At 60.2% G+C, this 23,655-nt stretch carries 21 protein-coding genes; 16 read left to right on the top strand and 5 right to left on the bottom strand.

Translation table 11 applies throughout. The annotated features are described in order from the left end of the window. The first annotated feature begins 355 nt into the window (after nt 1-355). Together VW35_RS20530 and VW35_RS08100 are read left to right on the top strand one after the other, a co-directional pair. Entirely contained in the window at nt 356-970 is a 615-nt protein-coding gene (locus tag VW35_RS20530; RefSeq protein ID WP_152662520.1) for a hypothetical protein, read from the top strand. 237 nt (nt 971-1,207) lie between these two features. Continuing rightward, nucleotides 1,208-2,158 carry a hypothetical protein gene (locus VW35_RS08100; protein WP_046142408.1) on the top strand — a complete coding sequence of 317 codons (951 nt, stop codon included), beginning with the start codon at nt 1,208-1,210 and terminating at the stop codon, nt 2,156-2,158. A gap of 262 nt (nt 2,159-2,420) precedes the next feature. Here the strand turns inward: VW35_RS08100 and VW35_RS08095 are convergent, their stop codons facing one another. Continuing rightward, nucleotides 2,421-3,266, bottom strand: coding sequence for an oxidoreductase (locus VW35_RS08095; RefSeq protein ID WP_046142407.1), 846 nt, complete (start codon nt 3,264-3,266; stop codon nt 2,421-2,423). A gap of 63 nt (nt 3,267-3,329) precedes the next feature. Between VW35_RS08095 and VW35_RS08090 the strand changes: the two genes are divergently transcribed. Continuing rightward, nucleotides 3,330-3,920: a TetR/AcrR family transcriptional regulator gene (locus tag VW35_RS08090; protein ID WP_046142620.1), complete on the top strand. Its 591-nt coding sequence runs from the start codon at nt 3,330-3,332 to the stop codon at nt 3,918-3,920. A 120-nt stretch (nt 3,921-4,040) separates the two neighbouring features. Here VW35_RS08090 and VW35_RS08085 read toward each other — a convergent pair whose 3' ends face one another. From VW35_RS08085 to VW35_RS08070, 4 genes are read right to left on the bottom strand one after another with little or no spacing between them, the layout of a single operon-like run. Further along, a complete protein-coding gene (locus VW35_RS08085) occupies nt 4,041-4,829 on the bottom strand; it encodes an ABC transporter ATP-binding protein (RefSeq protein WP_425283759.1) in 789 nt (262 codons plus the stop codon). 11 nt (nt 4,830-4,840) lie between these two features. Further along, nucleotides 4,841-5,698 carry an ABC transporter permease gene (locus tag VW35_RS08080; protein ID WP_083982523.1) on the bottom strand — a complete coding sequence of 286 codons (858 nt, stop codon included), beginning with the start codon at nt 5,696-5,698 and terminating at the stop codon, nt 4,841-4,843. Between the two features lie 53 nt (nt 5,699-5,751). After that, nucleotides 5,752-6,714 carry an ABC transporter substrate-binding protein gene (locus tag VW35_RS08075; RefSeq protein WP_046142406.1) on the bottom strand — a complete coding sequence of 321 codons (963 nt, stop codon included), beginning with the start codon at nt 6,712-6,714 and terminating at the stop codon, nt 5,752-5,754. A gap of 56 nt (nt 6,715-6,770) precedes the next feature. After that, nucleotides 6,771-8,750: a N,N-dimethylformamidase beta subunit family domain-containing protein gene (locus tag VW35_RS08070; protein WP_046142405.1), complete on the bottom strand. Its 1,980-nt coding sequence runs from the start codon at nt 8,748-8,750 to the stop codon at nt 6,771-6,773. 255 nt (nt 8,751-9,005) lie between these two features. On the opposite strand from VW35_RS08070, the gene VW35_RS08065 reads away from it, so the two are divergent. The 13 genes from VW35_RS08065 to VW35_RS08005 all read left to right on the top strand — a co-directional run bounded on the left by VW35_RS08065 (nt 9,006) and on the right by VW35_RS08005 (nt 23,639). Continuing rightward, nucleotides 9,006-9,983: an aldo/keto reductase gene (locus VW35_RS08065; protein ID WP_046142404.1), complete on the top strand. Its 978-nt coding sequence runs from the start codon at nt 9,006-9,008 to the stop codon at nt 9,981-9,983. Nucleotides 9,984-10,208: 225 nt separating this feature from the next. Further along, nucleotides 10,209-11,258, top strand: coding sequence for a mannonate dehydratase (locus VW35_RS08060; protein ID WP_046142403.1), 1,050 nt, complete (start codon nt 10,209-10,211; stop codon nt 11,256-11,258). A 63-nt stretch (nt 11,259-11,321) separates the two neighbouring features. Beyond that, a complete protein-coding gene (locus VW35_RS08055) occupies nt 11,322-12,434 on the top strand; it encodes a lactonase family protein (RefSeq protein ID WP_046142402.1) in 1,113 nt (370 codons plus the stop codon). 6 nt (nt 12,435-12,440) lie between these two features. Then, nucleotides 12,441-13,652, top strand: coding sequence for a D-mannonate dehydratase ManD (gene manD / locus VW35_RS08050; protein WP_046142401.1), 1,212 nt, complete (start codon nt 12,441-12,443; stop codon nt 13,650-13,652). A 7-nt stretch (nt 13,653-13,659) separates the two neighbouring features. Further along, the gene (locus tag VW35_RS08045) at nt 13,660-14,817 is read left to right on the top strand and encodes a mandelate racemase/muconate lactonizing enzyme family protein (protein ID WP_046142400.1); all 1,158 of its coding nucleotides are present in this window, start codon (nt 13,660-13,662) and stop codon (nt 14,815-14,817) included. Between the two features lie 10 nt (nt 14,818-14,827). Further along, nucleotides 14,828-15,808 (top strand): aldose epimerase family protein, encoded by a 981-nt coding sequence (locus VW35_RS08040; protein WP_046142399.1) that lies wholly within the window; start codon nt 14,828-14,830, stop codon nt 15,806-15,808. A 337-nt stretch (nt 15,809-16,145) separates the two neighbouring features. Next, entirely contained in the window at nt 16,146-17,930 is a 1,785-nt protein-coding gene (locus VW35_RS08035; RefSeq protein WP_046142398.1) for an ABC transporter substrate-binding protein, read from the top strand. 69 nt (nt 17,931-17,999) lie between these two features. Beyond that, nucleotides 18,000-18,998 (top strand): ABC transporter permease, encoded by a 999-nt coding sequence (locus VW35_RS08030; protein ID WP_046142397.1) that lies wholly within the window; start codon nt 18,000-18,002, stop codon nt 18,996-18,998. Between the two features lie 9 nt (nt 18,999-19,007). Then, the gene (locus tag VW35_RS08025) at nt 19,008-19,925 is read left to right on the top strand and encodes an ABC transporter permease (protein ID WP_052951579.1); all 918 of its coding nucleotides are present in this window, start codon (nt 19,008-19,010) and stop codon (nt 19,923-19,925) included. 4 nt (nt 19,926-19,929) lie between these two features. Further along, nucleotides 19,930-20,967 carry an ABC transporter ATP-binding protein gene (locus VW35_RS08020; protein WP_083982521.1) on the top strand — a complete coding sequence of 346 codons (1,038 nt, stop codon included), beginning with the start codon at nt 19,930-19,932 and terminating at the stop codon, nt 20,965-20,967. Then, complete coding sequence (locus VW35_RS08015) at nt 20,960-21,796, top strand: ABC transporter ATP-binding protein (RefSeq protein ID WP_046142396.1); 837 nt, start codon at nt 20,960-20,962, stop codon at nt 21,794-21,796. The genes VW35_RS08020 and VW35_RS08015 overlap by 8 nt, the downstream gene beginning before the upstream one ends. Before the next feature lie 35 nt (nt 21,797-21,831). Further along, nucleotides 21,832-22,806, top strand: coding sequence for a mannonate dehydratase (locus VW35_RS08010; protein WP_046142395.1), 975 nt, complete (start codon nt 21,832-21,834; stop codon nt 22,804-22,806). Beyond that, nucleotides 22,803-23,639 (top strand): NAD-dependent epimerase/dehydratase family protein, encoded by an 837-nt coding sequence (locus VW35_RS08005; RefSeq protein WP_200896870.1) that lies wholly within the window; start codon nt 22,803-22,805, stop codon nt 23,637-23,639. Before VW35_RS08010 ends, VW35_RS08005 begins: the two co-directional genes overlap by 4 nt. Nucleotides 23,640-23,655 lie beyond the last annotated feature (16 nt).

The raw sequence follows: 23,655 nt of genomic DNA, 5'->3' as shown, positions 1-23,655 counted from the left end.
TGGGGCGCGGTGGCTCAAGCGGTGATCCGGGCTCGCTTCTCTTCTTCGGTTTCGGCCAAATGCCGCCTCCTGCCGATAATCGCGTCAGCCGCGACAGATCCAATCGTAGCTGGGATCATGCTTGTCGCTGCCGGTTTCTGGGTGTCTTGACGAAGGACTTGATTGTCCGATGGGAACGCCATCTTGGAAGCCGATGACAGATAGGCTTCAAGCCCGCTGATCCTCTCCGCGAGAGCAAGGCCGCAAACTTGGCACATTCCATCTCTAACACTTGGCCTCTGCTAGATAGTTGTCCAGCACATCGAGGCGCTTCGATCAGCGCAAACTCAGACGTTCAAATCGCGAGGGTTTTGCCGTGTTCAAGATTATTTCTACTCTATCCATTTTGGCGCTCGCTTCGGCAGGCACCGTGCAGGCGCAGGATTTCGTCGCTGCCGGTACCACTCTGAGTGCCGGGGAAAAAGCTACCGTACCATTCCTCATACCCAACGGACCCGAAGTGCCGATCGAACTGACGGTCAGCGCAATCGAAGCAGGCGATATCTCGGACCTCTCCAATTTCGACATTCCAGCCGACTTTGAGGATGCGCGTCCTTACTACGTGCGCTTCAGCTACACCAATCTCGGCCAGGAAGACCTCTCCAACTACCAGGTCGCCGGCTTCGTCGCTTTCGATGCCGATGGCACCGAGATTATGCCTTCAACGACCATGGGCGGCAGTGAACCGTTCACCGCATGCCAGAATACCGCTCCGGCCACGTTGGCCGAAGGCGCCAGTCACGAGGGATGTCTGCTTTTCCTTGTCCCTGATGACGGCGAGATCGCGTCTGTCGGCTATCGCGGCAACTATCGTTTTGAAGAAGGCAAGGACACCGAAGCCGATTTCCCGATTTATTACGATCCTGTTCTCTGGACGAGCGGTGAAGCAGCACCGAAGACCAAAGGCACTTTAGTCGCTCCCGCTACCTAAACTCTTGGGAGACCACTCCGGCTGAATAGGGGCCGCGGCGGCGGTAACGCGTCTGCGGTCCGATCCAGCCAGGGTCAAGATGCTGCGCTGCGCCTCCTCATGAACTTCTCGCGGTCACCGCGTCCTTATCGCATTAGAGGCCCCGTTCATGGGAGGAGAACACGACTTTTTCCTTGGGTCGGTTTGGGCACCTGAACGAACTGGGTTGGGCATGGTCTTTCCGATCTTATCCTCGCGATGTTCGACCAGTTTGAAGGGACTTCGTTGCCTAAAATCGAGCTTTTCGCCGGCGCCCTGTTTTTTGCCGTCGCGGGTGCGGCGACGCTTATGCTCCGGCAACCTCTGGATGTAGCCGGGTGGGTGGTGCTCGTTGCTTGCGTGGCATTCGTCGCGCTTGCCATTGTCGGGATGATAAAGCCAGCCGCGTCCGCGAGGAGAATGCCTTCGACGGTTACGCGCGGACCGCCCAATATGTTCGGGGCCGGTGGAGATCATGTTAGTGCGTCGGCCGGAGATCCGACGACATCGTCTGCAAAGGCAGTACCGGTGGGGACCACGCGCCGGCCGACTATCGAGGATAAATATAAAGCGCCAGCCACTCAGCCAACGGCATCAGAATTGCAAGTGCTAACTGCTACGATCGCCGCGCTCGAAGCCGTTGATGGTCTCAATTCGGGCGAGGTTGATGCGATATCGCTCTGGAAGGCCGTGCAGGAAATAGATCCGGGATATGCCATCGGCATTCACGAGGCCATTAATTCCTTTGCGGCACTGCACGATCTTGCGCGCGCCAATATCGGTCGCATGACCTTTGTTCCGGCGCATACCGAATACGATGGACCGCTTCTTGCCGAAATCACCGCATCGGTGCTGACCTCGCTTGGTCATCCTTTGCGTCGTGAAGACATTGTCGTAACGCTGCCCGCAGACGGAAAGCAGGGAACGGCAAGCATAGCGTTCTCGATCGCAGGTCGAACGGAGACCGTTGAGTGCTCCTATCTCTGGAAATACCCGCCGGCTGATCTTATCCCTGCTCTGAAGCGCTTTTCGAGGAGAGACGATCCACGTCAACTGGTCGGCGCCGATCCGGGCGACCAGACGCTGCTATACGTTGCGATACGTGAGGGATCCATCGGCCATCTGAACGGCCTGCTGCCCGCCGACACCGAACTGTTTTACGAGGCTTGATTGCCAAGGCTGACTGCAAGCTGAATTGCGTCCGTGGATGACGTTGCCCCCAGACTCCTATCCCGCTGAAAGTAGACTCGGAGCGTTGTTTTGGCCGACCTGGCCGGGGAGAGCGAGGGGAGCTGGCGCGGAACTGGTCATTGAGCGGAGCGGCAAATCCCCTCGCGGGTTGAAGGCGTCGGCGTATTCGGCAGGCGTCATCCACAGAAGACGTTCTTGATCAATGCCGGGTCGCCGGGGCCCATATTCACAAAGCCAACCGTCATGTGTCGAAACTGGTGGAGCGCGATAAGGCATCCCAGGTTGTAAGTTCGCGCTTCATGAGGTGCAGCTTTTGCTCCACCAATCCGAGCGCGTCCTCTCCGAGAAACAGACGTGTCGGCGGGTTCTGGTCCTTGACCAGCGCCAGCAACGCGTCGGCCGCCTTGGCCGGATCACCGGGCTGGTTACCGCTCTTGGCTTGCCGGCCCGCGCGGATCGGATCCATTACAGCGTCGTAGTCCGGGATTGAGCGGGGGGTGCGATCCATGGACCGGCCGGCCCAGTCGGTGCGGAACTGTCCCGGCGCCAACGCCGTGACCTTGATTCCGAAGCCGGCCACTTCCTTGCCGAGCGCCTCCGAGATGCCTTCCAGCGCGAACTTCGAGCCGCAATAGAACGCGATTCCCGGCATGGTGATGAATCCGCCCATCGAGGTGACGTTGATAATATGGCCTTGCCGGCGCTCACGCATACCGGGCAGCACGGCCTTGATCATCGCCACCGGACCGAACACGTTGGTGGCAAACTGCCGTTCGAGGTCATCCATCGTAGACTCTTCGACAACGCCCTCGTGGCCATAGCCGGCATTGTTCACGAGGACATCGACCGGGCCTGCGTCCCGCTCGGCGCCTGCGACAGCGTCCGGGATCGCGTCGTATTGGGTAACATCGAGTACGAGCGGGTAAGCCAGATCGTGTGCGAGAGCGGCAAAGGCTTTGGCATCGCTCTCGCGTCGCACCGTGCCGATAACACGGTGTCCAGCCTCGAGCGCGCCCATGGCGAAGGCACGCCCCAACCCGGAGCTCACGCCGGTGATCAAAAAGGTGGTGGTCGCAGTCTCGATCATGATCTAACTCTCAAAATCACGTTGTTATATCATGATATAGATAGGTGGGTGGTATTGATCAAGATGCAGAAAGGTGACGGCGCCCGGGGCGAGGTCGTCCGGCAAAGGGTGATCGAGGCGGCGGAGCGGTTGTTGCGCGAGGGGCGGGCCGACTTTTCGATGCGCGATCTGGCCTCAAGTGCGGGGGTCAGCTTTGCTACCCCATTCAACCAGTTCGGCAGCAAGGCTGGCATCATGCAGGCTCTATCCGAGCGACGGATCGACGAGATGACGCGGCGTTTCGCTCAAACGCCGCCCCTGCCGGATGCGATGAGCCGCGTCTTACTGGCCGTCGATGTGGCCGTTGCCGTGATGCTTGATGAGCCCGATGTCAGCCGGGCGGTAATGGGCTGGCTGGGAACACCCTCGGCCACGCCCGGCCGCGTCTGGGAGCGCTCCAAGGCATTGTGGTCGCTCGCGCTCGGCGACGGGGAAGGCCTCGATGCAACACGGCGAGACGAGGCGCTGCGTCACCTACCAGGTCAGCTTGCCTTTGCGTTTCGCGGCGTCCTGTCCTTCTGGACCGCAGGCGAGGTTTCGAATGAGGCGCTGAGCAGGAATGCAAGAGAGATCAGCGAAGCGCTGCTTCAGCGATACCGGGAAAATGTTCGATAACGCCTAATGGTGGACAGCGGTCTCTATGCCGGGGAGTGTCCGGCAGGGCCCGAACCCTCGCACTTGCCTAGCGCTTTGATCCAACCGTCAAGCTATCTGGCGCAAGCCTTGACGCCAATCTTAGCCTGCGTCACCCAGCGACATCACTTTCAGCGTTTCCTCCCGGATGTCGGCGAGGACGCCGCGCTTTAGCTGCGAGAATTCCGGGCTGGTGACGATGTCGAATTGGCGGGGACGCGGGAGATCGACCGTGAGTTCGCGCTTGATGCGGCCGGGACGGGAAGCGAGCACAATGACCCTGTCAGCAAGAAAGATGGCTTCCTCGACGTCGTGGGTGACGAAGAGAACGGTCACCTTATGATCCTCCCAAACCTTGAGCAGCAATTCCTGCATCATGCCGCGGGTCTGGGCGTCTAGAGCGCCAAACGGCTCGTCCATAAGGAGCAGTGAGGGCTTATAAACCAGCGCCCGCGCAATCGCGACGCGCTGGCGCATGCCGCCCGAGAGCTGCCGCGGGTAGGACTTTTCGAAGCCCCTCAGCCCAACCTCGTGAATGAACTGGCGCACCAGTTCGGTCTTTTCCGGCTTGCTCAGCCGGCTCTTTTCGAGCGCAAAAAGAATGTTGCCTTCGACGGTCATCCATTCAAAAAGGCTATAGCCCTGAAAGACGAAGCCGCGGTCTCGGCCGGGACCCTTAACCGGTTTGCCATCGATGAGGATGTCGCCAAAGGTCGGCTCGGTGAGGCCTCCGACCATGTTGAGGAAGGTGGACTTGCCGCAACCGGACGTGCCGACGATCGAGACGAATTCGTTGGGCGCAACGGTTAGGTCGATCCGGTCGATGGCGAGGAACTCGTCCGCGCCTTCGCCGAAGATCTTGCCCACGGCTTCTGCGCGGATTTTGGGTATGGGCGCCATGGTCATCGATCGGCCGTCCAGCGAAAGAGCGATCGGCCGGTGCGCTTGAAGGCGTAGTCGGTCAAAAGACCCAATAGGCCGATGAACAGCGTACCGAAGATAATGGTGTCGGTCGCAAGGTAGCGCTGCGCATCCATGATGCGGCGGCCGAGCCCGCTTTGGGCGGCAACCAGTTCCGCGACGACAAGATAGGTCCAGGTCCAGCCGATGGTGATGCGGCACGTATCCCAAATCGCAGGCAGGGCCGCCGGCAGGATGATGCGCCAGAGGATCTCGGTATTGGAAAAGCCCAGAGTCTGCCCGGCCCGGATGAGATTGACGTCGATATTCTTGACGTTGTCCATCACCATCAGCGTCATCTGGAAGAAGGTGCCGAGAAAGAGGATCAGGATTTTCTGCTCGTCGCCGATGCCAGCCCAAAGAATGGTGAGCGGTATCAAGGCGACGATCGGCATATAGCGCACCGTCGAGATCAGCGGCTCGAGCGCCCCTTCGAAGAGACGGAAATTGCCCATCAGGATACCGACGGGAATGGCCAGGACCGCGGCACTGAGCCAACCGACGATGATGCGATAGCTGCTGACGGCGGCGTCTTCGAACAGGATGCCGGTCGAGATCTGCCGCCATGCTTCTTCAAGGATGGCGAGTGGGCTGGGCAAGAACAGCGGCTTGACGAGGCCAAGTGCAGTGACCGCGAACCACAGGAGCACGAGGACCACCGGCACGACGAGGCCGGCAGTCGTGAAGACGCGATCCGGAATGGGCTGGCGCAGCCGCAACAGACCTTTTTTGCGGCGCGATTGTCGACGGTCGATGCGACCAGCCGCGGCATTTGCCGCGATGCTCGAGGTCTTGGGCATGCGCTACTCGAAGTTTGAATAGATGCCGGCGTCTTCGCGACGCCGGCCAAAAATTATTGTGCGGCGGCCGAAAGGGCCATGAGATCGAAGAAGGTGTCCCCCGTCGGCAGCGTCTTGACCTCATCGGGGTTGGCTTGCTGCATGATGGAGCCAATCTCTTCGACCGTTGCCTGGAATTCGCCCTTGAGGGCGGCTTCGTTCTCGGCGAGGTCATAGAGGTGCACGCCGGCAAAAGCGGTGTTGAATTCCTCGATCGGGCTGCCGACGGCATCGGCGATGATCTTGCCGCCTTCTTCGGGATTGTCGCGCAGGAAGGTCACAGCCTCGTCCCAGGCCTTGATGATGCCGACGAGATCCTGCTGGTTGCCGGCAATGAAGCTCGTTTCGGCGGCGAGCACGTCGCTGATGAGGCCGGGCTTTTCGCCTGCGGTATAAAGAACCTTGAAGTCCGGGCCCTGGGCGAGGGCTGCCGAAATATAGGGCTCGTAGGTCACGGCCACATCAACGCGGCCAGCGATCAGGGCAAGCCCTGCATCGGCCGCCGCGATCGGCACCGCCTCGACATCGGCAATGGTGAGGCCGTTGGAATTGAGCGCATAATTGATCAGGAGGTCGCTGGTCGAGCCTTTCTCGTAGGCCACGCTCTTGCCCTTGAGGTCGGTGATCGCGGCAACGTCCTTGCCGGCGAGGACCGCGTCTGCCGTCGTCGAGCCGTCCATAATCATGAACGCTTTGAGATCGACGCCATTGTTCATGTTGAGGATGACGGTGTTGGTGGCGGCGGAGATCACCTGGATATTGCCGCTGGCAAGCGCCGCAGCAACGTCCTGGTCCCAGGTGAAGTTGATCAGTTGCACATCGACGCCGTTCTCCTTGAAGAACCCCTTCTGGTCGGCAATCCAGAGCGGACCATAGCCGAGCCAGGGCTGCACACCGATCTTGACCGTTTCAGCGGAAGCGGGGACGGCGAGAGCCGCAAGCGAGAGACCGGCAAGGGCGAGTGATGCAAGCTTCATGGGAGGTGTTCCTTGAGGGGCGCGAAGGCATTGGCAGCATACATGTACGGATTAGCTCAGCTTGAAAAGTGCCTGAGCAGATTCAGTGTCATCCTGCCAACATCGTTTTGCTCATCCGGTCCCGGCAAGGCTCCGAGAAACGAAACCGAGCTGGCCGAAAATACCGATCCTCCCGAAGGGTGGGACAGGAAGGTCATTTCCGCAATCTGGCGCGCGCCGCGTTCGGCCGTGCCACCCTCGTACCAGCGGCCGGGGTCATCGACATAGTCGTCGGGAAAACCCTGAGCTGTCGCGAGAACCACGATGTTTTCAGGCGTGCCGAGCGCAGGATTGGTGCTATCGACCTCATAGCCCGCGGCGCCGCCGAGAACCATCCCGGTATGGCCGAAGGTGTCGCCTACCACCCCACCGAAGAGCCAGGCAAAGGCTGGCTCATGACTGGCGGCGGTACGCGTGAAGGGCAGGGCCTTGCTAAAACCCATCAGGGCGATACCGACGCCGGTCAGGGTGAATTCGCCGCGGCCGCGATCGCGCAGATAGCCGCCCGGCTCGTTGGTCAGCGCCAGGGGCATTTCGGCCAGGGGGCCATCCCATGTGCGACCGGCCTGCGTTGGCCCGCGCCGCAATTCCATCAGGTCATCCTTGAAGGCGACGGCTGCGGCAAAGCCATTGCCGCCGAGATAGGAAAGATGCCCGCCAGTGGCGACATAGCGGCGATAGGCGTCTTCCATGAAGACCGACAGATATTCCGGGTGGCTGCCGGTGATAACGCTGCGATAGGGGCGGAGGAGGGCGAGCCCATTTTCATGCAGATCATGATCGGTGGCGACATCGATCGCGATGCCGTTGCGCGCAGCAAAGGCCAGGAAATGCAAATCTACGGGCAGCAGGTGCGGCGCGCCGCAGAGCGGATAGCTGTAGTCGTCGCGTAGCGTCGCCTTTGGCCGGCGCGTCGAGGCAAGGGATACGCCGCTCGCATCGGAATGGTAATCGTAGAGCGAGCGCAGATTGTTGGCCCGGGCAAATTCGTGGCCGCGATCGGTGCCGATCCATTCATAAAGATGGGGCGGCAGATACTCATCGGCATAGGCGAGATAAGTCGCCGTCGGGGCGATGAACAAAAGCGACGAAGTGGGTTCGGCCGCCGAGACGAAAAAGGGAATGCGCTCTGTGGCTTCGCCTGTCTGGATTTCGATGGCATAGACGCCGGAGCGCGCATCGGCCGGAATGTCGATGGCGAAACTGGCCGGCCAATCGAGCCCCGCCATGTAGGTGTCGTGAAAGTGGACGGCATCGTAATGTGATGGCGTCAGGCGCGGATCAAGGCTCGATCCGTCCCAGCGCGCAGATCGCACGCAAAAGGTTGGATTGTTGTGTAGCCGCAGCGCCAATCCCTCGGACATCATCGGTGCGTCGGTAAAAAGGGTGGGAAAGGTCCACCTGACGTTTCGACCGTCCGCGGTGAGGCTGATGTTGGCCATCCGGCAATTGAGCGTTGGCAGCGCCTCGTCTGCATCCGAGCCGATGATGACTTGGTCGAGCGTCTGGCTGGGCAACTTGCTTGCAAGGGCGAATGGCTTGTCCTCTTCCAGCGTCACGATCCGAAGCTCGCCGCGGCTCAGTTCGAGCATGAGCCACTGGCGCTGCGGCAGATTGCCGACCGAAGCGAGGCTCTCGCCCTCGCGCACCACTAAGTTGACGCCGTCGACGATCGCCAACTGAAACGCGCCGGCCTCGAGCAGCACGCGAGTGCCCTCGTTGCGCGTCAGCAGCATTTCAAAGGACAGCGCCGTAACCGTTCGGGCATGGGCTATCGAAAGCCACGAACCTTGAGAAAAGCGGCGGCCAGTAGAGGCTTGGAGTGGCCTGACCTGCCAATCGAGTTCTGGCATGCCGTCGCGATCAAGTGCGCGGATGCGGACAGTTTCGACATTTCCGGCGCAAGAACAGGACACCATGCGCGTGCGGGCGGTGCCGGTCCAAGGCTCCACAAAGCCTGAAACCGCCAGCGAGGCGTGATCGACGGCGCGCAGCATTGGGCAAGCCTATAATTCGATTGATAACAGGTAGGGACCTAAGCCAAAGCGCGGCCAACGGCCAGACGAACCAGGGCCATGATGCCTCGCTTTGCGGTTTTAATCTGTTCCCGGAAAGGTTCGGAGGCATGCGCCAGCGTTTGTCCACTCTCAGTCGAGCGCCGTTCTGTGGTGCGCTGATTAATTCTATACATCCGGCCTCGCCAAGCTTTACGCTGAACGCGACAAGACAATGCGGACATTGGGAGAAGAACGTTGGAACATAAACGCATGGGAAATAGCGGCCTCAAGGTTTCTCGCCTCTGCCTCGGCTGCATGACCTATGGTGCGCCAGATCAGGGCAACCATCCGTGGACGCTTCCAGAGGATGAGAGCCGGCCTTTCATTCGTCAGGCGCTCGATCTTGGCATCACCTTTTTCGATACCGCAAATGTCTATTCCGATGGCAGCTCCGAGGAAATCGTCGGTCGCGCGCTCAAGGATTTCGTGCGCCGTGAGGACGTCGTCCTCGCAACCAAGGTCAATGGAGCAACGCGGCGAACCGATGCCAATGCCACCGGCCTCTCGCGACGATCCATCATGCGGGAGATCGATGCGTCGCTGGCCCGCCTTCAGACCGACTATGTCGATCTCTATCAGATCCATCGCTGGGATAATGACACGCCCATCGAGGAAACCATGGAGGCGCTGCACGACGTGGTGCGCTCCGGCAAGGCGACCTATATCGGTGCATCGTCCATGTCCGCCTGGCAGTTTTCGAAAGCCCAATATGTCGCCAAGATGAATGGCTGGACGCCGTTCATCTCGATGCAGAACCAGCTGAGCCTTCTTTATCGCGAGGAAGAACGCGAGATGCTGCCGCTCTGCGCCGACCAAGGCGTCGGCATCATTCCTTGGAGCCCTCAGGGCCGGGGACTGCTCACCCGTCCATGGGGCGAGGCCACCGGCCGCTCGGGAACAGACAATGTCATTCCCAAACTCTACGGCGACACTGCCGAGATGGACAGGACCATCGTTGACGCTGTGCAACGGGTTGCACAGCGTCATGGTGTCCCGATGTCTCAGGTTGCGCTTGCTTGGGTTCTCAGCAACCCGCTTGTCACCGCACCCATCATCGGCGCTTCAAAGCCGCACCATCTCAAGGACGCTGTCGCTGCGCTGACATTGCAGCTCGGTTCAGACGATATCGCGGAGCTCGAAGGGTCCTATCGTCCGCGCGCCGCAGTGATCTAGGGACGAGGCGCGAGAAGTGTCGGGGTCAAACGACGCGGTCTAGGCCTCCATCGCGTTTCGACCAGACCATCACGCTTCCGCCGTTCGCGCACGCTCCGATCACGATTGTACATTATCTGGAGAATTTGATGCGATAATGCTTGGCAAAGGCGTGGTTTCGCTCCTACCGTAGGTCAACATGATCGGCAGCGCGGTTCGCGACTGACCGACGGGGGAGGTGAGACTATGGCGATCAGGATCGCGGTGGGGCAGTTCCACGATCTGACCGAAGAGCGTTTGCGCTTTGCCGCGCAAATCGGCGCCAGCGGCATTCAGATGAACAATCCGAACCTGCCCGGCGACCACCGCTGGGAAGAGCAAGACGTTCGCACTCTTGTCGAGCAGGTCGAAGCGGCTGGGCTAAAATTCGAAGCCATCGAAAACGTACCCACCCACTTCTATCACAAGGCCATGCTCGGCCTTGAGGGGCGCGACGAGCAGATCGAGAACTACCAGGCCACCATTCGTGCCGTTGCCCGCGCCGGCGTTCCGGTCCTTGGTTATCACTTCATGCCCAATTCGGTCTGGTCAACGGACCGCTCTGCTAAGACGCGCGGCGGCGCCCTGGCGCGGCAATTCGATATGGCCGTCGTCGAAGCCAATGCCGACAATCTCGACCAGCTCCGCAGCTTCATGCCGACGACCCTCGGTCGGGCCAGCTCCATGCCACTCTTCGGCAAGGACGGTCCCGTCATCACCGAAGACGCGATGTGGGAAAACTATCGCTACTTCATCGAAGCCGTCCTGCCGGTCGCTGAAGAGGAGGGGCTTCGCCTCGCGCTCCACCCCGACGATCCGCCGGTGCCGATGCTGGGTGGCGTCGCGCGTCTCTTCTATCGGCCTGAGGGTTTTTACAAAGCCTACGAGATGGCGGGCCAATCGCCGGCCTGGGCGCTCGACCTTTGCCTTGGCTGTTGCTCGGAAATGCCCGGCGGCGCGGTCAACGTTAACGGACTGGTAACGTTCTTTGCCCCACGCGGTGCAATTGCCTACATTCATTTCCGCGATGTGCAGGGCTCGGTCCCCAACTTCACCGAGTGCTTTATCGGCGACGGCAACTACGATCCCGCCGAGGTCATCGCCCTCCTCGCGCGCCATGGCTTCGACGGATTTCTGCTCGACGACCATGTCCCCAAGATGGACGGCGACAGCAACTGGAACCACCGCGGTCGCGCCCATGCCATCGGCTATATGCAGGGCCTTGTGCGCATGGCCCAATATTCCGGCTTACTCTAGCGGGCCCGTCATTCGGGCCGCTGGTCCGGATGGCTCGATCATCTTAGTCAGGACCAAGCCTCTATGCCAAAAGCGCTTTTTTACATCGGCGGCGTCAATCGCGGCATAGGCTATGTCGCCAAAGCCGCTGGCAAGGGCATTGCTGCTTTCGAGCTCGATCTCGATACCGGTCGCGTCGAACCGCTCGGGATCACCGAAGGCATCGACAATCCAACCTTCATCGCCGTCGCGCCCCAAGGCCAAGCCCTCGCCGCCGTCAGCGAGGTCGACGGCTGGCACGAAGGCTTGGTCACCAGCTATGAAATCAAAGACTTAGCCGGCAGTCTGCGTTATCTCAACAAGCAACCCACCCGCGGCGACTATACCTGCCATGCCGCCTTCGACCGCACCGGCCGCTATGTCGGCATCGCCAACTATGGCGGCCTGCCGATCACCGAAGAGCCCAACAAATCTTTCGCAATATATCCCGCTGACGAGATTGGCCGGCTCGGCCCGCTGATGGCGGAAGTCGCGCATCAGGGCAGGGGGCCAAATGCATCGCGGCAAGATCGCCCGCACGCCCATTGCATCCAATGGACACCGGACAACCGCTTCGTCATCGTCGCCGATCTCGGCCTCGATCGGCTCAAAATTTATCGGTTTGACGCCGGCGCAGGCACCATTGAAGAGCACGGCGAAGCGACATTGCCACCCGGCTCCGGACCGCGGCATTTCTGCTTTCATCCAAGTCTACCAATCGTTTATTGCGTCACCGAGCTCGACTGTGCCCTCGTCACCATGGCCTTCGATGCCGAGGCCGGCACACTTCGAGCTGTCGCCACCACATCGACTTTGCCATCGGGCGGCCATGAGGGCGCATCGGCTTCAGCCATCGCCATTTCGCGCGATGGCCGGCATGTCTATGTCGGCAATCGCGGCCACGACAGCCTCGCACGCTTTAGCACCGACCCGCAGACCGGCATCGCCACCTTCCTCGGCACGACGCCAAGCGGCGGGCGCATCCCGCGCGATTTTGCCTTCGATCCCACCGGTACGATCCTGGTTGTCGCCAACCAGGAAGGCGATTGCCTGACACTCTTTCGCTATCGCCCGGACACCGGCGATCTCGATCCTATCCAGCCGGCCATTGGCGTCGGATCCCCCACCGTCGTCGCTTTCCATCCGCACTTGCGCTGAGCAATCATGAAGATCACCGAGATAAAAATCATCGTCGCGTCTCCTGGCCGCAACTTCGTCACGGTCAAGATCATGACCGACCAGGGCCTTTATGGCATTGGCGATGCGACCGTAAACGGCCGTGAAAAGGCGGTGGTCGCCTATCTCGAAGATCATGTCGTGCCTTGCCTGATCGGCCGCGATCCGATGCGCAGCGAGGATATCTGGCAGTATCTTTACAAGGGCGCCTATTGGCGCCGTGGCCCCATCACCATGGCCGCTATTTCCGGCATCGACATGGCGCTCTGGGACATCAAGGCCAAGGCGGTAAATATGCCGCTTTATCAACTGCTTGGCGGTCGCTCGCGGGACAAGGTGATGGTCTATAAGCATGCGAGCGGCATGGAGATCAATGAGGTCGTCGAGGGCGTTCTTGCCCTTAAAGAGCAGGGACTAGACGCCATCCGCGCCCAGGTCGCCATTCCCGGCCTGCCACCGATCTATGGCACCGGTCCCTCAACCGATCAGGCTGCCGGCGGTATGATCCATCCGTTGCCGAATGAAGAAGTCTGGGCAACCCACAAATATTTGCCGCTGGTGCCAAAGCTCTTTTCCAAGCTGCGCGATACCGTGGGCTGGGATGTGCATCTCCTCCACGACGTGCATCACCGCCTGACGCCCATTGAGGCTGCTCGATTAGGCAAGGATCTCGAGCCCTATCGCCTTTTCTGGCTTGAGGACGCCATTCCGGCCGAACTGCAGGAAGGTTTCCGGCTTTTCCGCCAGCACACGACCCAACCGATAGCGGTGGGGGAAGTCTTCAACTCGATCTACGACACGACGACGCTGATCACAGAACAGCTCATCGACTATATACGCGTCACCTCCGTCCATGCCGGCGGCGTGACCGGCATCAAGAAAATTTTCGACTTTGCTGCGATTTATCACATCCGCTCGGCCTGCCACGGGCCGATGGATGTGTCGCCCGTCGCCATGGGGTGCAACATCCATGTCGATACGGCGATCCCCAATTTCGGCATCCAGGAATTCTCCGGCTACACCGAAGCCACGCTCGAAATGTTCCCGCGCGCCTGGACTTATGATCGCGGCTACCTGCAGCCGGGCGAAGTGCCCGGTCATGGCGTCGATATCGACGAAGCCGTGGCAGCGCGCCACCCCTATCAACCCGCCTATCTTCCCATTGCCCGTCTCGAAGACGGCACCCTCACCAGTTGGTAATCCGGCCATGAAGATCACAGCAATCAAGCCGTTTCCCGCCTGGGTGGGACATCGCAACCAGCTCATCGTCAAGATCGAGACCGATGAGGGCATTTATGGCTGGGGCGAAAGCGGTCTATCTGGCCGCGAAAAGGCGGTTGTCGGCGCCATCGAGCATTTTCGCGAGTTTCTCATCGGCCGCGATCCCATGCGGATCGGCGCGATCTGGCAGGAGCTTTATCGCAGCCAGTATTTCGAAGGAGGCCGCGTCCTCCTCGCGGCGCAATCGGCCATCGACATTGCGCTGCACGACATCAAGGGCAAGGCGCTCGGCGTGCCGGTCTATGAGCTCCTTGGCGGCAAGCACCGCGATGTCATCCCGACCTTCCCGTCGACTGGGAGCCTAGATGGTCCCGAAACCATCGAGCGCGCCAAGGCGCTCATTGCTCATGGCTGGAATGTCGTTCGCTTCTTCCCCGGCGCCTGGGATGACGGGCAGGGTATTTTCGAACCACGCGAATCCATCGGCAAGACCGCGAAGTGTTTGATCAAGGCGCGCGAGGAACTGGGCGACGAGGTCGTCATAGGCATCGATTATCACCACCGCCTCAGCGTCGCGGAGGCCGCAAGCTTTTGCCAGAAAATGCCGTCGGGCACGCTCGATTTCCTTGAAGAACCGATCCGCGACGAGACGCCGGAAGCCTATGAGGCGCTGCGCCGCATGACCGATGTGCCCTTTGCTATCGGCGAGGAATTCGCCAGCAAGTGGCAGTTCCTGCCCTATATCGAGCGCGATATACACCAGTTCAATCGGCTCGATCTCTGCAATGTCGGTGGCTTTACCGAGGCGATGAAAGTCGCCGGCTGGAGCGAAGCACATTACGTCGACATGATGCCGCACAATCCGCTGGGGCCGATTTGCACCGCCGCCACGATCCACTTCTCGGCAGCTGTCGCCAATTTTTCCTGGCTCGAGACGCGCGTTGCAGCGGGTGATCTCTATGGCACCGACCCAGGCTACGGCCTTTTCACCCGGCAGCCCATGCTCGAGGGTGTCACCTATAGGGTGCCGGAGACACCGGGCTTGGGCGTGGAGCTCGATGAAGACAAATTGACCCATGACAGCTTCCGCTTCTGGGAGGCGCCGCACTTACGCCGCCGCGACGGTTCGGTGACCAATTGGTGAGGGCCCGGGCGTGACCGAATACCGGCTGAGCTGGAGTCATGGCGAAGCGGTGGTGCTCAGCACCGCGGCGGTGCTTGCGGACTGCCGGTTCGACTTGCCCGCCGGTGCCTTTCATCCCTTTGCCCGCGCGCCCTGGATGGGGACGGTGGACGATCCGAATATCATCGGCCACCTGCGCGAGCTAGGCGGGGATTTCGTCTGCGTGCCGTTCGGGGCAGGGCCGGCAGAGCCTATCGGCCCGCGCGCCTGGGCCGATCTCATGACCGAACCGCCGCCCGTGCCTATCCATGGGCCGGCGGGCGACGCGGAATGGTCGATTGTTGAGCAAACCGAGAGCAGCATCACGCTCGGGCTCGATTATCCCGAAAATCACCTCGTGCGGCGGCTGGAGCGCACCGTTTCGGGGCACGAGGGCAGTCCGGTTCTCGAGTCGGAACTGACGATCTATCCGCGCCGATCGGGATCGATCTCGGTTGGGCTTCATCCCATCTTGCGCCTCCCCGAAGCGCCAGGCCGGTTGGAACTCAAAGCTGATTTTGAGTTTGGTCTCGTTCATCCGCGCCTCGTCGGCGACGGCGAAAGTCAGGAGTTTGCGGGCCTCGATAGCGTCCCGTCATCAGATAGTTCCGTGGACCTGTCGCACCTGCCGCTTGAGATGGCCAATTTCAGTGTCCAGCTTTGTGGCATGACCGGACCCTTGCGTGCGATTTTTCTCGATCAGGCCATGGGTATAGAGCTCGACTGGGATCGCGCCATCCTGCCTTCGCTGCAGATCTGGTACACGGATTGCGGCATCGACGGTGCCCCCTGGCATGGCCAATATCGCGGCGTCGGCGTCGAACCGATTGCGTCGGCTTTCGACCTCAATACCGCCGTTTCCACCCAACCCAATCCCATCAATCGCCGCGGCGTGCCTACGGCCGTCGCGCTCAATGCCGGCGTCCCTGTGCATATAAGGCATAGGGTGTCGGCATTCTCTGTAAAGGACTGATCACTAATACAATAATCAATACGCGAGCCGACCGTCACTTCGATAACAGTGACGGAATAAATATTTGTGCGTCTTCAAATAAGACAAAATATATAGTGTTGCAAACGATTTGGTGTTGGCGCAGTATCGATTTCGAAGGTGGTTGTATTCGGCAAAAGATCGAGCCGACCGCCTGGTGAATATAGGCTTGATGACTGCGGTTTGAGGAGATCGCGGATCAAGCTTCACCAAAAGCGATACCGGCTTAGCCGGTGAGAGGAGGCGGATCGGCCGCGAGGGGCTTTGTCACGAGACAAGGCTGTCGGCTCGTCCGCGCATCAAGGGAGAGAGCTGACTAATGTTCAAGTTCCAAACAGTTACCGCAGCGGTGCTGGCCCTAGGGCTGATCACGCTGCCGGTGACGGCGCTGGGCCAGACCGGTGCGCCGCCGCCAACCGAAATCGTGCCGCAGTCGCTGCCGGAGGTAGCGCGTAACGAAACGCTGAACCTGGCCTGGGGCGTTTCGGCGTCTTCGTCGATTGGCACGACCAATCCGTGGGTTCTGCCCGGCTATACGCATCAGGAAGGCAACAACCTGCTGTTCGAGCCGCTGATGTATTTCGGCATTTATAAAAACGAGTTCATTCCGTGGCTGGCCGACAGCATGGAATATACCAAGGACGATTTCACCGCGCTCGAGATCAAGCTCAACCCGATGGCCAAATGGTCCGACGGGGAGCCGGTCACGGCCGAGGACGTCGTCTATACGTTCGAAGGGCAGAAGCAGTATGAAACGCTGCCCTACCACGCCCAGTTCGCCGATCTCGTCGACACCATTTCGGCCAAGGACGAGCACACCGTCGAGGTGACGTTCAAGCAGCCGGCGCCGCGCTTCAAGTTCGAAGTTCTGACCGAAAAGTTCGATACCGGTATCCCGATCGTGCCAAAGCACTGGCTTGAAAAGCAGGAAGACCCGACCAAGGCCCCGGGCCTGGCTGAAATGCCGCATTCGGGCCCCTATGACATCGTCGCTTGGAACGCCAATCAGAAGATTCTCGATCTCCGAGACGATTGGTGGGCCGTCGAGGCTGGTCGCGTCGAGAAGCCGGCGGTCAAGCGCGTCATCGTCGTCAATATTCTCAACCAGCCGATCGATACGGTCGCGCAGCGTCTCGTGAACAACGAGTTCGACTCCTCGGTCGACATGCGTGCCCAGATCATCGGCAATATCCTGCAGCAAAATCCGGACATTCAATCTTGGACCGGCACGGAGTCGCCTTACGGTTATCTCGATTGGTGGCCGAACTCGCTCTGGATGAACGACCAGCTCGAGCCCTATAGCGACGTTCGCGTCCGCAAGGCGATCAGCCTTGCCGTCAATCGCGACCTGATCAACGAAGTGCTTTATGAAGGCGCCGAGATCGCCACGATCTACCCCTTTCCGCTCTATCCCAATCTCCAGACCTTTGCTGATAGTCCTGAGGTCAAGGCCGAGCAGGAAAAGTACAATCCGGGCGCCTATGATCTGGACGAAAGCGCCAAACTCATGGAAGAAGCCGGCTTCACCAAGAATGGTGACGGGCTCTGGGAAAAAGACGGCAAAACGCTCGACGCCACTATCCAGGCCTTCGAAAGCATCCATGGCGACATCGCTCCGGTGCTCTCCGAAATGCTGCGCCAGGCTGGTTTTGACTCCAACGTCAATTTCGGCACCGACGCCTATCAGAACATGGTCGATGGCAAGGCAGGGCTCTATCTCTTCGGCCACGGCGCCAGCCTCTTCGACCCGTTCGAAGCGCTCAATCTCTTCCATGGCCGCTATTCGGAAGCGATCGGCTCATCGGCCGGCAACAATCGGTTCTCGCGCTACAAAAATCCGGAATTCGACGCCATTCTCGATGAGATCGCCCCGCTTGGTTCGGACGATCCCAAGTTCATCTCGGGTGCTGCCAAGGCGCTCGGCATCTACTGGCGCGATGTCATCGACGTACCGGTGATCCAGTGGCTCCATCGTATTCCCTATAACAACCACTATTGGACCAACTGGCCGAGCGCCACCAATGTGGGCATGGGCACGAACGGCGCCTTCTGGGCTCACACAGGCATGCTGGTGATCACCGGCCTCAAGGCCTCGGGCAACTGATCGTCCGATCCCTACGGGATGCGCGCTCTGGTGCGCATCCCACCCATCCAGTGCATCGGGAATAGTCCAGTGAATATACGGATCGTCGCCAGGCGGCTCTTGTTTTTCGTCCTGGTCGTGTGGGCTGCGTCCACAATCGTCTTCTTCATTCCGCGCCTTTCGCCGCGCAACGCCATTCGCGAACGCTTCGGTGAATTGGCCCGAACAGGCGGCTTTTCGCCTGCCGATGTCGAAAAGCTCATCGCCTCGATGCAGCAGCAATTCGGCCTCGACAAGCCCCTGCTCGAGCAATACTGGCAATACCTCGGCAACATCCTGCGGATGGATTTCGGATATTCGCTGAGCCGCTATCCAATGACCGTCACCGACGTCATTGCGCAGTCCTTGCCCTGGACCATTGGCCTGCTGCTCGTCACCACTGTCATCAGCTTCGTGCTCGGCACTATCCTCGGCGCTGTCGCTGCTTGGCCGAAAGCACCGGGCTGGCTGCGCTCCACGGCAACGCCGTTCATCCTGCTCACGGGCGTGCCGCCCGTCATCATGGGCATTCTGCTGCTGTTTTTTATCGGCTTCCGCCTCAAATGGCTGCCGCTCGGCGGCGCCTATTCGGTCGGCATCGTGCCCACCTGGTCGTGGTCCTTCTTCATCGATCTGATGGAGCACCAGATCCTGCCGGCGCTGTCGCTGATCCTTGGGTCGGTGGGCGGCTGGGTTCTGTCCATGCGCGGCATGGGGATCACCATCCAGGGCGAGGACTATGTCAACTTCGCCGAACACAAGGGCCTCACCGGCCGCCGTATTTTCCGCGACTATTACCTTCGCAATGCCCTGCTGCCGCAGGTGACCGGCCTTGCTTTGGCGCTCGGCACGGTCGTGACCTCAGCCGTTGTTGTTGAGGGACTTTTCGGCCTGCCAGGCATCGGCACGGCGCTCAATCTTGCCATTCGCGCCAATGATTTCCCGGTCATCTACGGCATCGTTCTTTTCATCACCATCGCCATCGCCCTTTTGATGACGCTGCTCGAGTTCGTATATCCGCTGCTCGATCCGCGGATCCGGGCGAATTAGGAGCGAGCCATGACCCTGACCTCAGCATCCACCAATCCCGTGGCGCCGAACGTGGCCATCGTCCAGCCTTCGCGCTTGACCCTGACCCTGCGCTATCTGAGACGCAATAAAGGCCTGGCCATCGGCATCGCCATCATTCTGGCGCTGGCACTTTTCACCATAATCGGCCTTCTGGTGATCGACCCCAAAAAGGCTTACCCTCTCTCGGCTGCACTCAAGCAGCCCCCCAGCCTTAAATATCCCTTCGGCACGGATTTCTTCGGCCGCGACTTGCTTGCGGCAATGGTTGTCGGCATGTGGCAGACCGCCTTCATCGGGCTTCTAGCCGGCGGCATCGGCACGGCTGTCGGTGTGGTTCTGGGTTTTCTTGCAGCCTATTTCGGCGGCTGGGTCGACGGCACGATCCGCACCATCTGTCAGATCCTGACACCCATTCCTGTCCTCCTCATCCAGGTCGTCGTTGCCGGGTCGCTGGATAAGCGCGACGTCACCATCGTCACCATGGCCATGATCGTCGCCATGCTGGCCTGGATGGGGCCGACCCTCGTCATCCGCGCCCAGGTTCTCACGATGAAGGAGCGCCAGTTCGTTGCCGTCGCCAAGCTATCCGGCGTCTCCGACCTGGGCATCATCTTCAAAGAAATCCTGCCCAATCTCCTGCCGTTTATCGCGGCGGCCTTTGTGGGGCAGGTGTTCGGTGCCGTGTTTGCGTCATTCTATCTCGCCGTCCTGGGCCTTGGCCCCCTGCGCGAGCCGCTCCTTGGCAACATCATCTGGGCGGCACAGAGCCAGGGCGCCTTCTTCAATGGCTGGTGGTGGTGGCCGCTTGAACCCGCTTTCGCGATGATCCTGATCCTTGGCGCCCTGGCGCTGGTGAATATGGGTCTCGATGAGCTCGCCAATCCGCGCGTCAGAAGAACGGAATAGTCCCATGGTTTCTCTGGTCATGAATTCCGCAGCGAGCGCCAAACCCGCCGCAATGTCCGCCAGCCAACCCGTGCTGCGCGTCAACAATCTTGAGGTCACCTATTACACCGATCTCGGCCGCGCCAAGGCTCTCGACTCCGTCAGCTTCAGCCTGAAGGCGGGACAAAAACTCGGCATGGTGGGCGAGTCCGGATCGGGCAAGAGCACCCTGGCCCTCGCTATGATGCGCATGATCAAGCCCCCTGGCCGCATCGAAGGCGGAGAGGTCATTGTCGGCGATACCGACCTCATGAGCCTCAACGACGAAGGCATGCGCGCCGCCCGGCTCGACAAGATCGCCTATATCCCGCAAGGCGCGATGAACTCGCTCAATCCGGTCATGCGGATCGGTGCGCAAATGATGGATGCGGTCAAATCGCACGTCCGGGGCGAGCGAGGCTCAGCGATCGAGGATCGCTGCACCGCCGCCTTGCGGTCGGTGGACCTCGATCCCGGCGTCTTCCGCATGTATGCTCATGAATTGTCTGGCGGCATGAAGCAGCGCGTCTGCATCGCTATCGGCATACTCCTCCGTCCCAGCGTCATCATCGCCGACGAACCGACGAGCGCGCTCGATGTGGTGACGCAGCGGCAGGTGATGGAGACCATCAACCGCGTACAGGCCGAGATCAACGCCGCCGTTATCCTCATTGGCCACGATATGGGGCTGATGGCGCAGGCGGTTGATCAGGTGGCCGTCATGTATGCCGGGCGGCTTGTCGAAATGTCGAGCGTGCGGGAGATGTTCACCGATCCCAAACATCCCTATTCGCAGGCGCTGATTTCTTCGCTGCCCAATCTCGATACCAAGGGCGTCTTCCGCGGAATTCCGGGCCTTGCGCCCTCGCTGCTACGCCTGCCGAGCGGCTGTGCCTTTCATCCGCGCTGCCCGCATGGGCACGAAGGACTGCAGCGTTCCGTGCGGCCGGAGCCGGTCACCTTGCCTGGTGGCCGCATGGTCGCCTGTCATCTCTATAACGAGGACGGTCATCGCCATGAGTGAAAACCTGCTCGAAATCCGCAAGGTCTCGAAGGTCTACCAGCGTGGGCTGCTCAGCTCGAAGGCAACAGTTGCGCTCAAGCAGTTTTCCCTGACGCTCAAGGAAGATGAGCCCACCATTCTGACGGTGGCCGGGGAGTCCGGCTCAGGCAAAACGACGCTCGCCATGCTGCTGCTGGGTTTCATTACCGCGACGACAGGCGAGATCCTCTACCGGGGCAAGAACATTGCCGGCCTCGTCGGCAAGGAACGAATGGCCTATCGCCGCGAGGTGCAGGCGGTGTTCCAGGATCCGTTTGCAGTCTTCAATCCCTTCTACACCGTCGACCATCTTTTGACCGTGCCGATCCGCCAGTTCAAGCTCGCCAAGTCGCGCGCCGACGGTGTCAGACGAATGGAAGAGGCGCTGACGGCGGTGGGGTTGCGTCCCGAGGACGTGCTCGGCCGCTTCCCCCATCAACTTTCAGGCGGACAGCGCCAGCGCATCAATGTCGCCCGGGCGCTGTTGCTGAAGCCGCGCCTCTTGATTGCGGACGAGCCTGTTTCGATGGTCGATGCCTCGCTCCGTGCCAATATCCTGGAATCGCTGCGCAATCTCCATCGCGATCATGGCGTATCGATCATCTACATCACCCATGACCTGACCACGGCCTACCACGTCGCCGACGATATCGTCGTGCTCTACAAGGGCGATGTGGTGGAAAAAGGCGATGTCGAGAGCGTCATCCGCAACCCGCAACATAGCTACACGCGCCTGCTCGTGGATTCGATCCCATGGCCTGACCTCAATAAGAAATGGGGCGAGCCGCTCAAGCCGCGCGAGACAGTCTAGCCTGCGTTTCACCACCTCATTCGAAGTCTTGACCAATGCTTGAAATCGCTGAATTCATCAGCCCAACGCCTTCGCCAGTTTGGAAACTCGCGCTGCAAGCCGGGGTCAACCTCGCCGTGGGCGGCTTGCCTTTCGACAGCCTAAGACCCGGCGAGCGCCTGGGCGACCTCGCGCCTTTGACGCGCATGAAGCAGACCTATGAAGACGCGGGCTTCGAGCTTCGAGTCATCGAAGCTCGCCCGCCACTCAACAAGGCCAAGCGTGGACTTGACGGGCGCGACGAAGAGATCGACGTCGTCTGTACCTTGCTCGAAAGCATGGGCACGCTCGGCATTCCCGTCTGGTGCTACGAGTGGATGACCGATTTCAACTGGGTGCGCACCAATATGGCGACGCCCTCACGGGGCGGGTCCGTGGTGACCAGTTTCAACGCCGCCGATGTGCCGGAAAATCTCACCAGCAATCCGCCGATCAGCGAAGAAGAGCTCTGGATCAACCTTGAGTATTTTCTCAAGCGAGTCCTCCCCGTTGCCGAGCGAGCCGGGGTCAAGCTCTCCATGCATCCAGACGATCCGCCGATCACGCCCATTCGCGGCGTCAGTCGCATCATGCGTACGGTCGACAACTACCAGCGGCTCGTCGAAATGGCGCCAAGCCCGATGAACACGATCACGCTGTGCCAGGGCAATTTTACGCTAATGACCGAGGATCTGCCGGCGGTCATTCGCAAGTTTGGCAAAAAGATCTCTTTCGTCCATTTCCGCGACGTCAAAGGCGTGCCGACCCAGTTCGAGGAAACCTGGCACGACGCAGGCAAGACCGACATGCTCGCCTGCATGAAGGCCTATCGGGACATCGGGTTCGACGGCGTCTTGCGCCCTGATCACGTGCCGACTGTGGAAGGCGATAGCAACGCCAATGCCGGCTATTCCGCCTTCGGTCGCCTCTACGCCATCGGTTACATTCGCGGCCTCCACGAGGCTGTCTATGCAGAAAGCCAGCCATCATGAAGATCGCCATTACCGGGGCCAGCGGCGGCATAGGCCGTGCCATCTTGGCTCTTGCGGAAGAGCGAGGCCATAGCGTCGTCGGCATCGACCGCGTCGAGCACCCGGACGTCGCCGCCAATACGCAGCGGCGGTTCGTCCTCGCCGATATGGAGGATTATGAAGCACTGCTCCAAGCCTTTGTGGGCTGCGATGCCGTGATCCACATGGCTGCCATTCCTTCGCCCGGCCGTCACCCGGACCATATCGTCCACAACAACAATGTCGTGGGCAGCTACAATGTCCTTCAGGCCGCTGCAGACAATGGCATCCTGCGCATCTGCCAGGCGTCGAGCGTCAATGCCATCGGCCACGCCTTCAGCAAGACGCCGCGCTATGATTATTTCCCGATCGATGAGGATCATCCGAATTACAGCGAGGATCCCTATAGCCTTTCAAAGTGGATCTGCGAGCAGCAGGCCGACGCCTTCGTTCGCCGTTATCCTGGCATGACCATTGCCAGCCTGCGTTTTCATTTCGTTTGCGACGACCGCTCGGTAGCAAAGCGCTACTACGATCCCCATCCTGAAAAGGCCAAGCACCTCTGGGCGTACACGCGCCGCGATGCCGCCGCCGATGCATGCCTTCTCGCGCTGGAAGCAAAGTTTGAGGGGCACGAGGTCTTTTACATTGTTGCGCCTGACACGATTTCGGACGTATCGAGCCGAACGCTGGCTGCAGAGTTCTTGCCCGATGTCGAGATCAAGGGTGACTGGGATGGTCGGCAGAGCTTTTTCAACTCGAGCAAGGCTGAACGTATTCTGGGTTGGCGTCACGGGTATGTCGAAGAGATTTGAAAGGCGACAAGACTAA

The sequence above is a fragment of the Devosia soli genome (genome assembly GCF_000970455.1).
GTDB lineage: Bacteria > Pseudomonadota > Alphaproteobacteria > Rhizobiales > Devosiaceae > Devosia > Devosia soli.
This window is presented reverse-complemented; position numbering and strand designations above follow the sequence as displayed.

Excerpts from the sequence above, each read along its gene's own strand:
- VW35_RS08100 (WP_046142408.1), top strand. The coding sequence starts at position 1,208 with ATGTTCGACCAGTTTGAAGGGACTTCGTTGCCTAAAATCGAGCTTTTC.
- VW35_RS08095 (WP_046142407.1), bottom strand. The coding sequence starts at position 3,266 with ATGATCGAGACTGCGACCACCACCTTTTTGATCACCGGCGTGAGCTCC.
- VW35_RS08090 (WP_046142620.1), top strand. The coding sequence starts at position 3,330 with ATGCAGAAAGGTGACGGCGCCCGGGGCGAGGTCGTCCGGCAAAGGGTG.
- VW35_RS08080 (WP_083982523.1), bottom strand. The coding sequence starts at position 5,698 with ATGCCCAAGACCTCGAGCATCGCGGCAAATGCCGCGGCTGGTCGCATC.
- VW35_RS08075 (WP_046142406.1), bottom strand. The coding sequence starts at position 6,714 with ATGAAGCTTGCATCACTCGCCCTTGCCGGTCTCTCGCTTGCGGCTCTC.
- VW35_RS08070 (WP_046142405.1), bottom strand. The coding sequence starts at position 8,750 with ATGCTGCGCGCCGTCGATCACGCCTCGCTGGCGGTTTCAGGCTTTGTG.
- VW35_RS08060 (WP_046142403.1), top strand. The coding sequence starts at position 10,209 with ATGGCGATCAGGATCGCGGTGGGGCAGTTCCACGATCTGACCGAAGAG.
- VW35_RS08055 (WP_046142402.1), top strand. The coding sequence starts at position 11,322 with ATGCCAAAAGCGCTTTTTTACATCGGCGGCGTCAATCGCGGCATAGGC.
- manD (WP_046142401.1), top strand. The coding sequence starts at position 12,441 with ATGAAGATCACCGAGATAAAAATCATCGTCGCGTCTCCTGGCCGCAAC.
- VW35_RS08045 (WP_046142400.1), top strand. The coding sequence starts at position 13,660 with ATGAAGATCACAGCAATCAAGCCGTTTCCCGCCTGGGTGGGACATCGC.
- VW35_RS08035 (WP_046142398.1), top strand. The coding sequence starts at position 16,146 with ATGTTCAAGTTCCAAACAGTTACCGCAGCGGTGCTGGCCCTAGGGCTG.
- VW35_RS08025 (WP_052951579.1), top strand. The coding sequence starts at position 19,008 with ATGACCCTGACCTCAGCATCCACCAATCCCGTGGCGCCGAACGTGGCC.
- VW35_RS08020 (WP_083982521.1), top strand. The coding sequence starts at position 19,930 with ATGGTTTCTCTGGTCATGAATTCCGCAGCGAGCGCCAAACCCGCCGCA.
- VW35_RS08015 (WP_046142396.1), top strand. The coding sequence starts at position 20,960 with ATGAGTGAAAACCTGCTCGAAATCCGCAAGGTCTCGAAGGTCTACCAG.
- VW35_RS08010 (WP_046142395.1), top strand. The coding sequence starts at position 21,832 with ATGCTTGAAATCGCTGAATTCATCAGCCCAACGCCTTCGCCAGTTTGG.
- VW35_RS08005 (WP_200896870.1), top strand. The coding sequence starts at position 22,803 with ATGAAGATCGCCATTACCGGGGCCAGCGGCGGCATAGGCCGTGCCATC.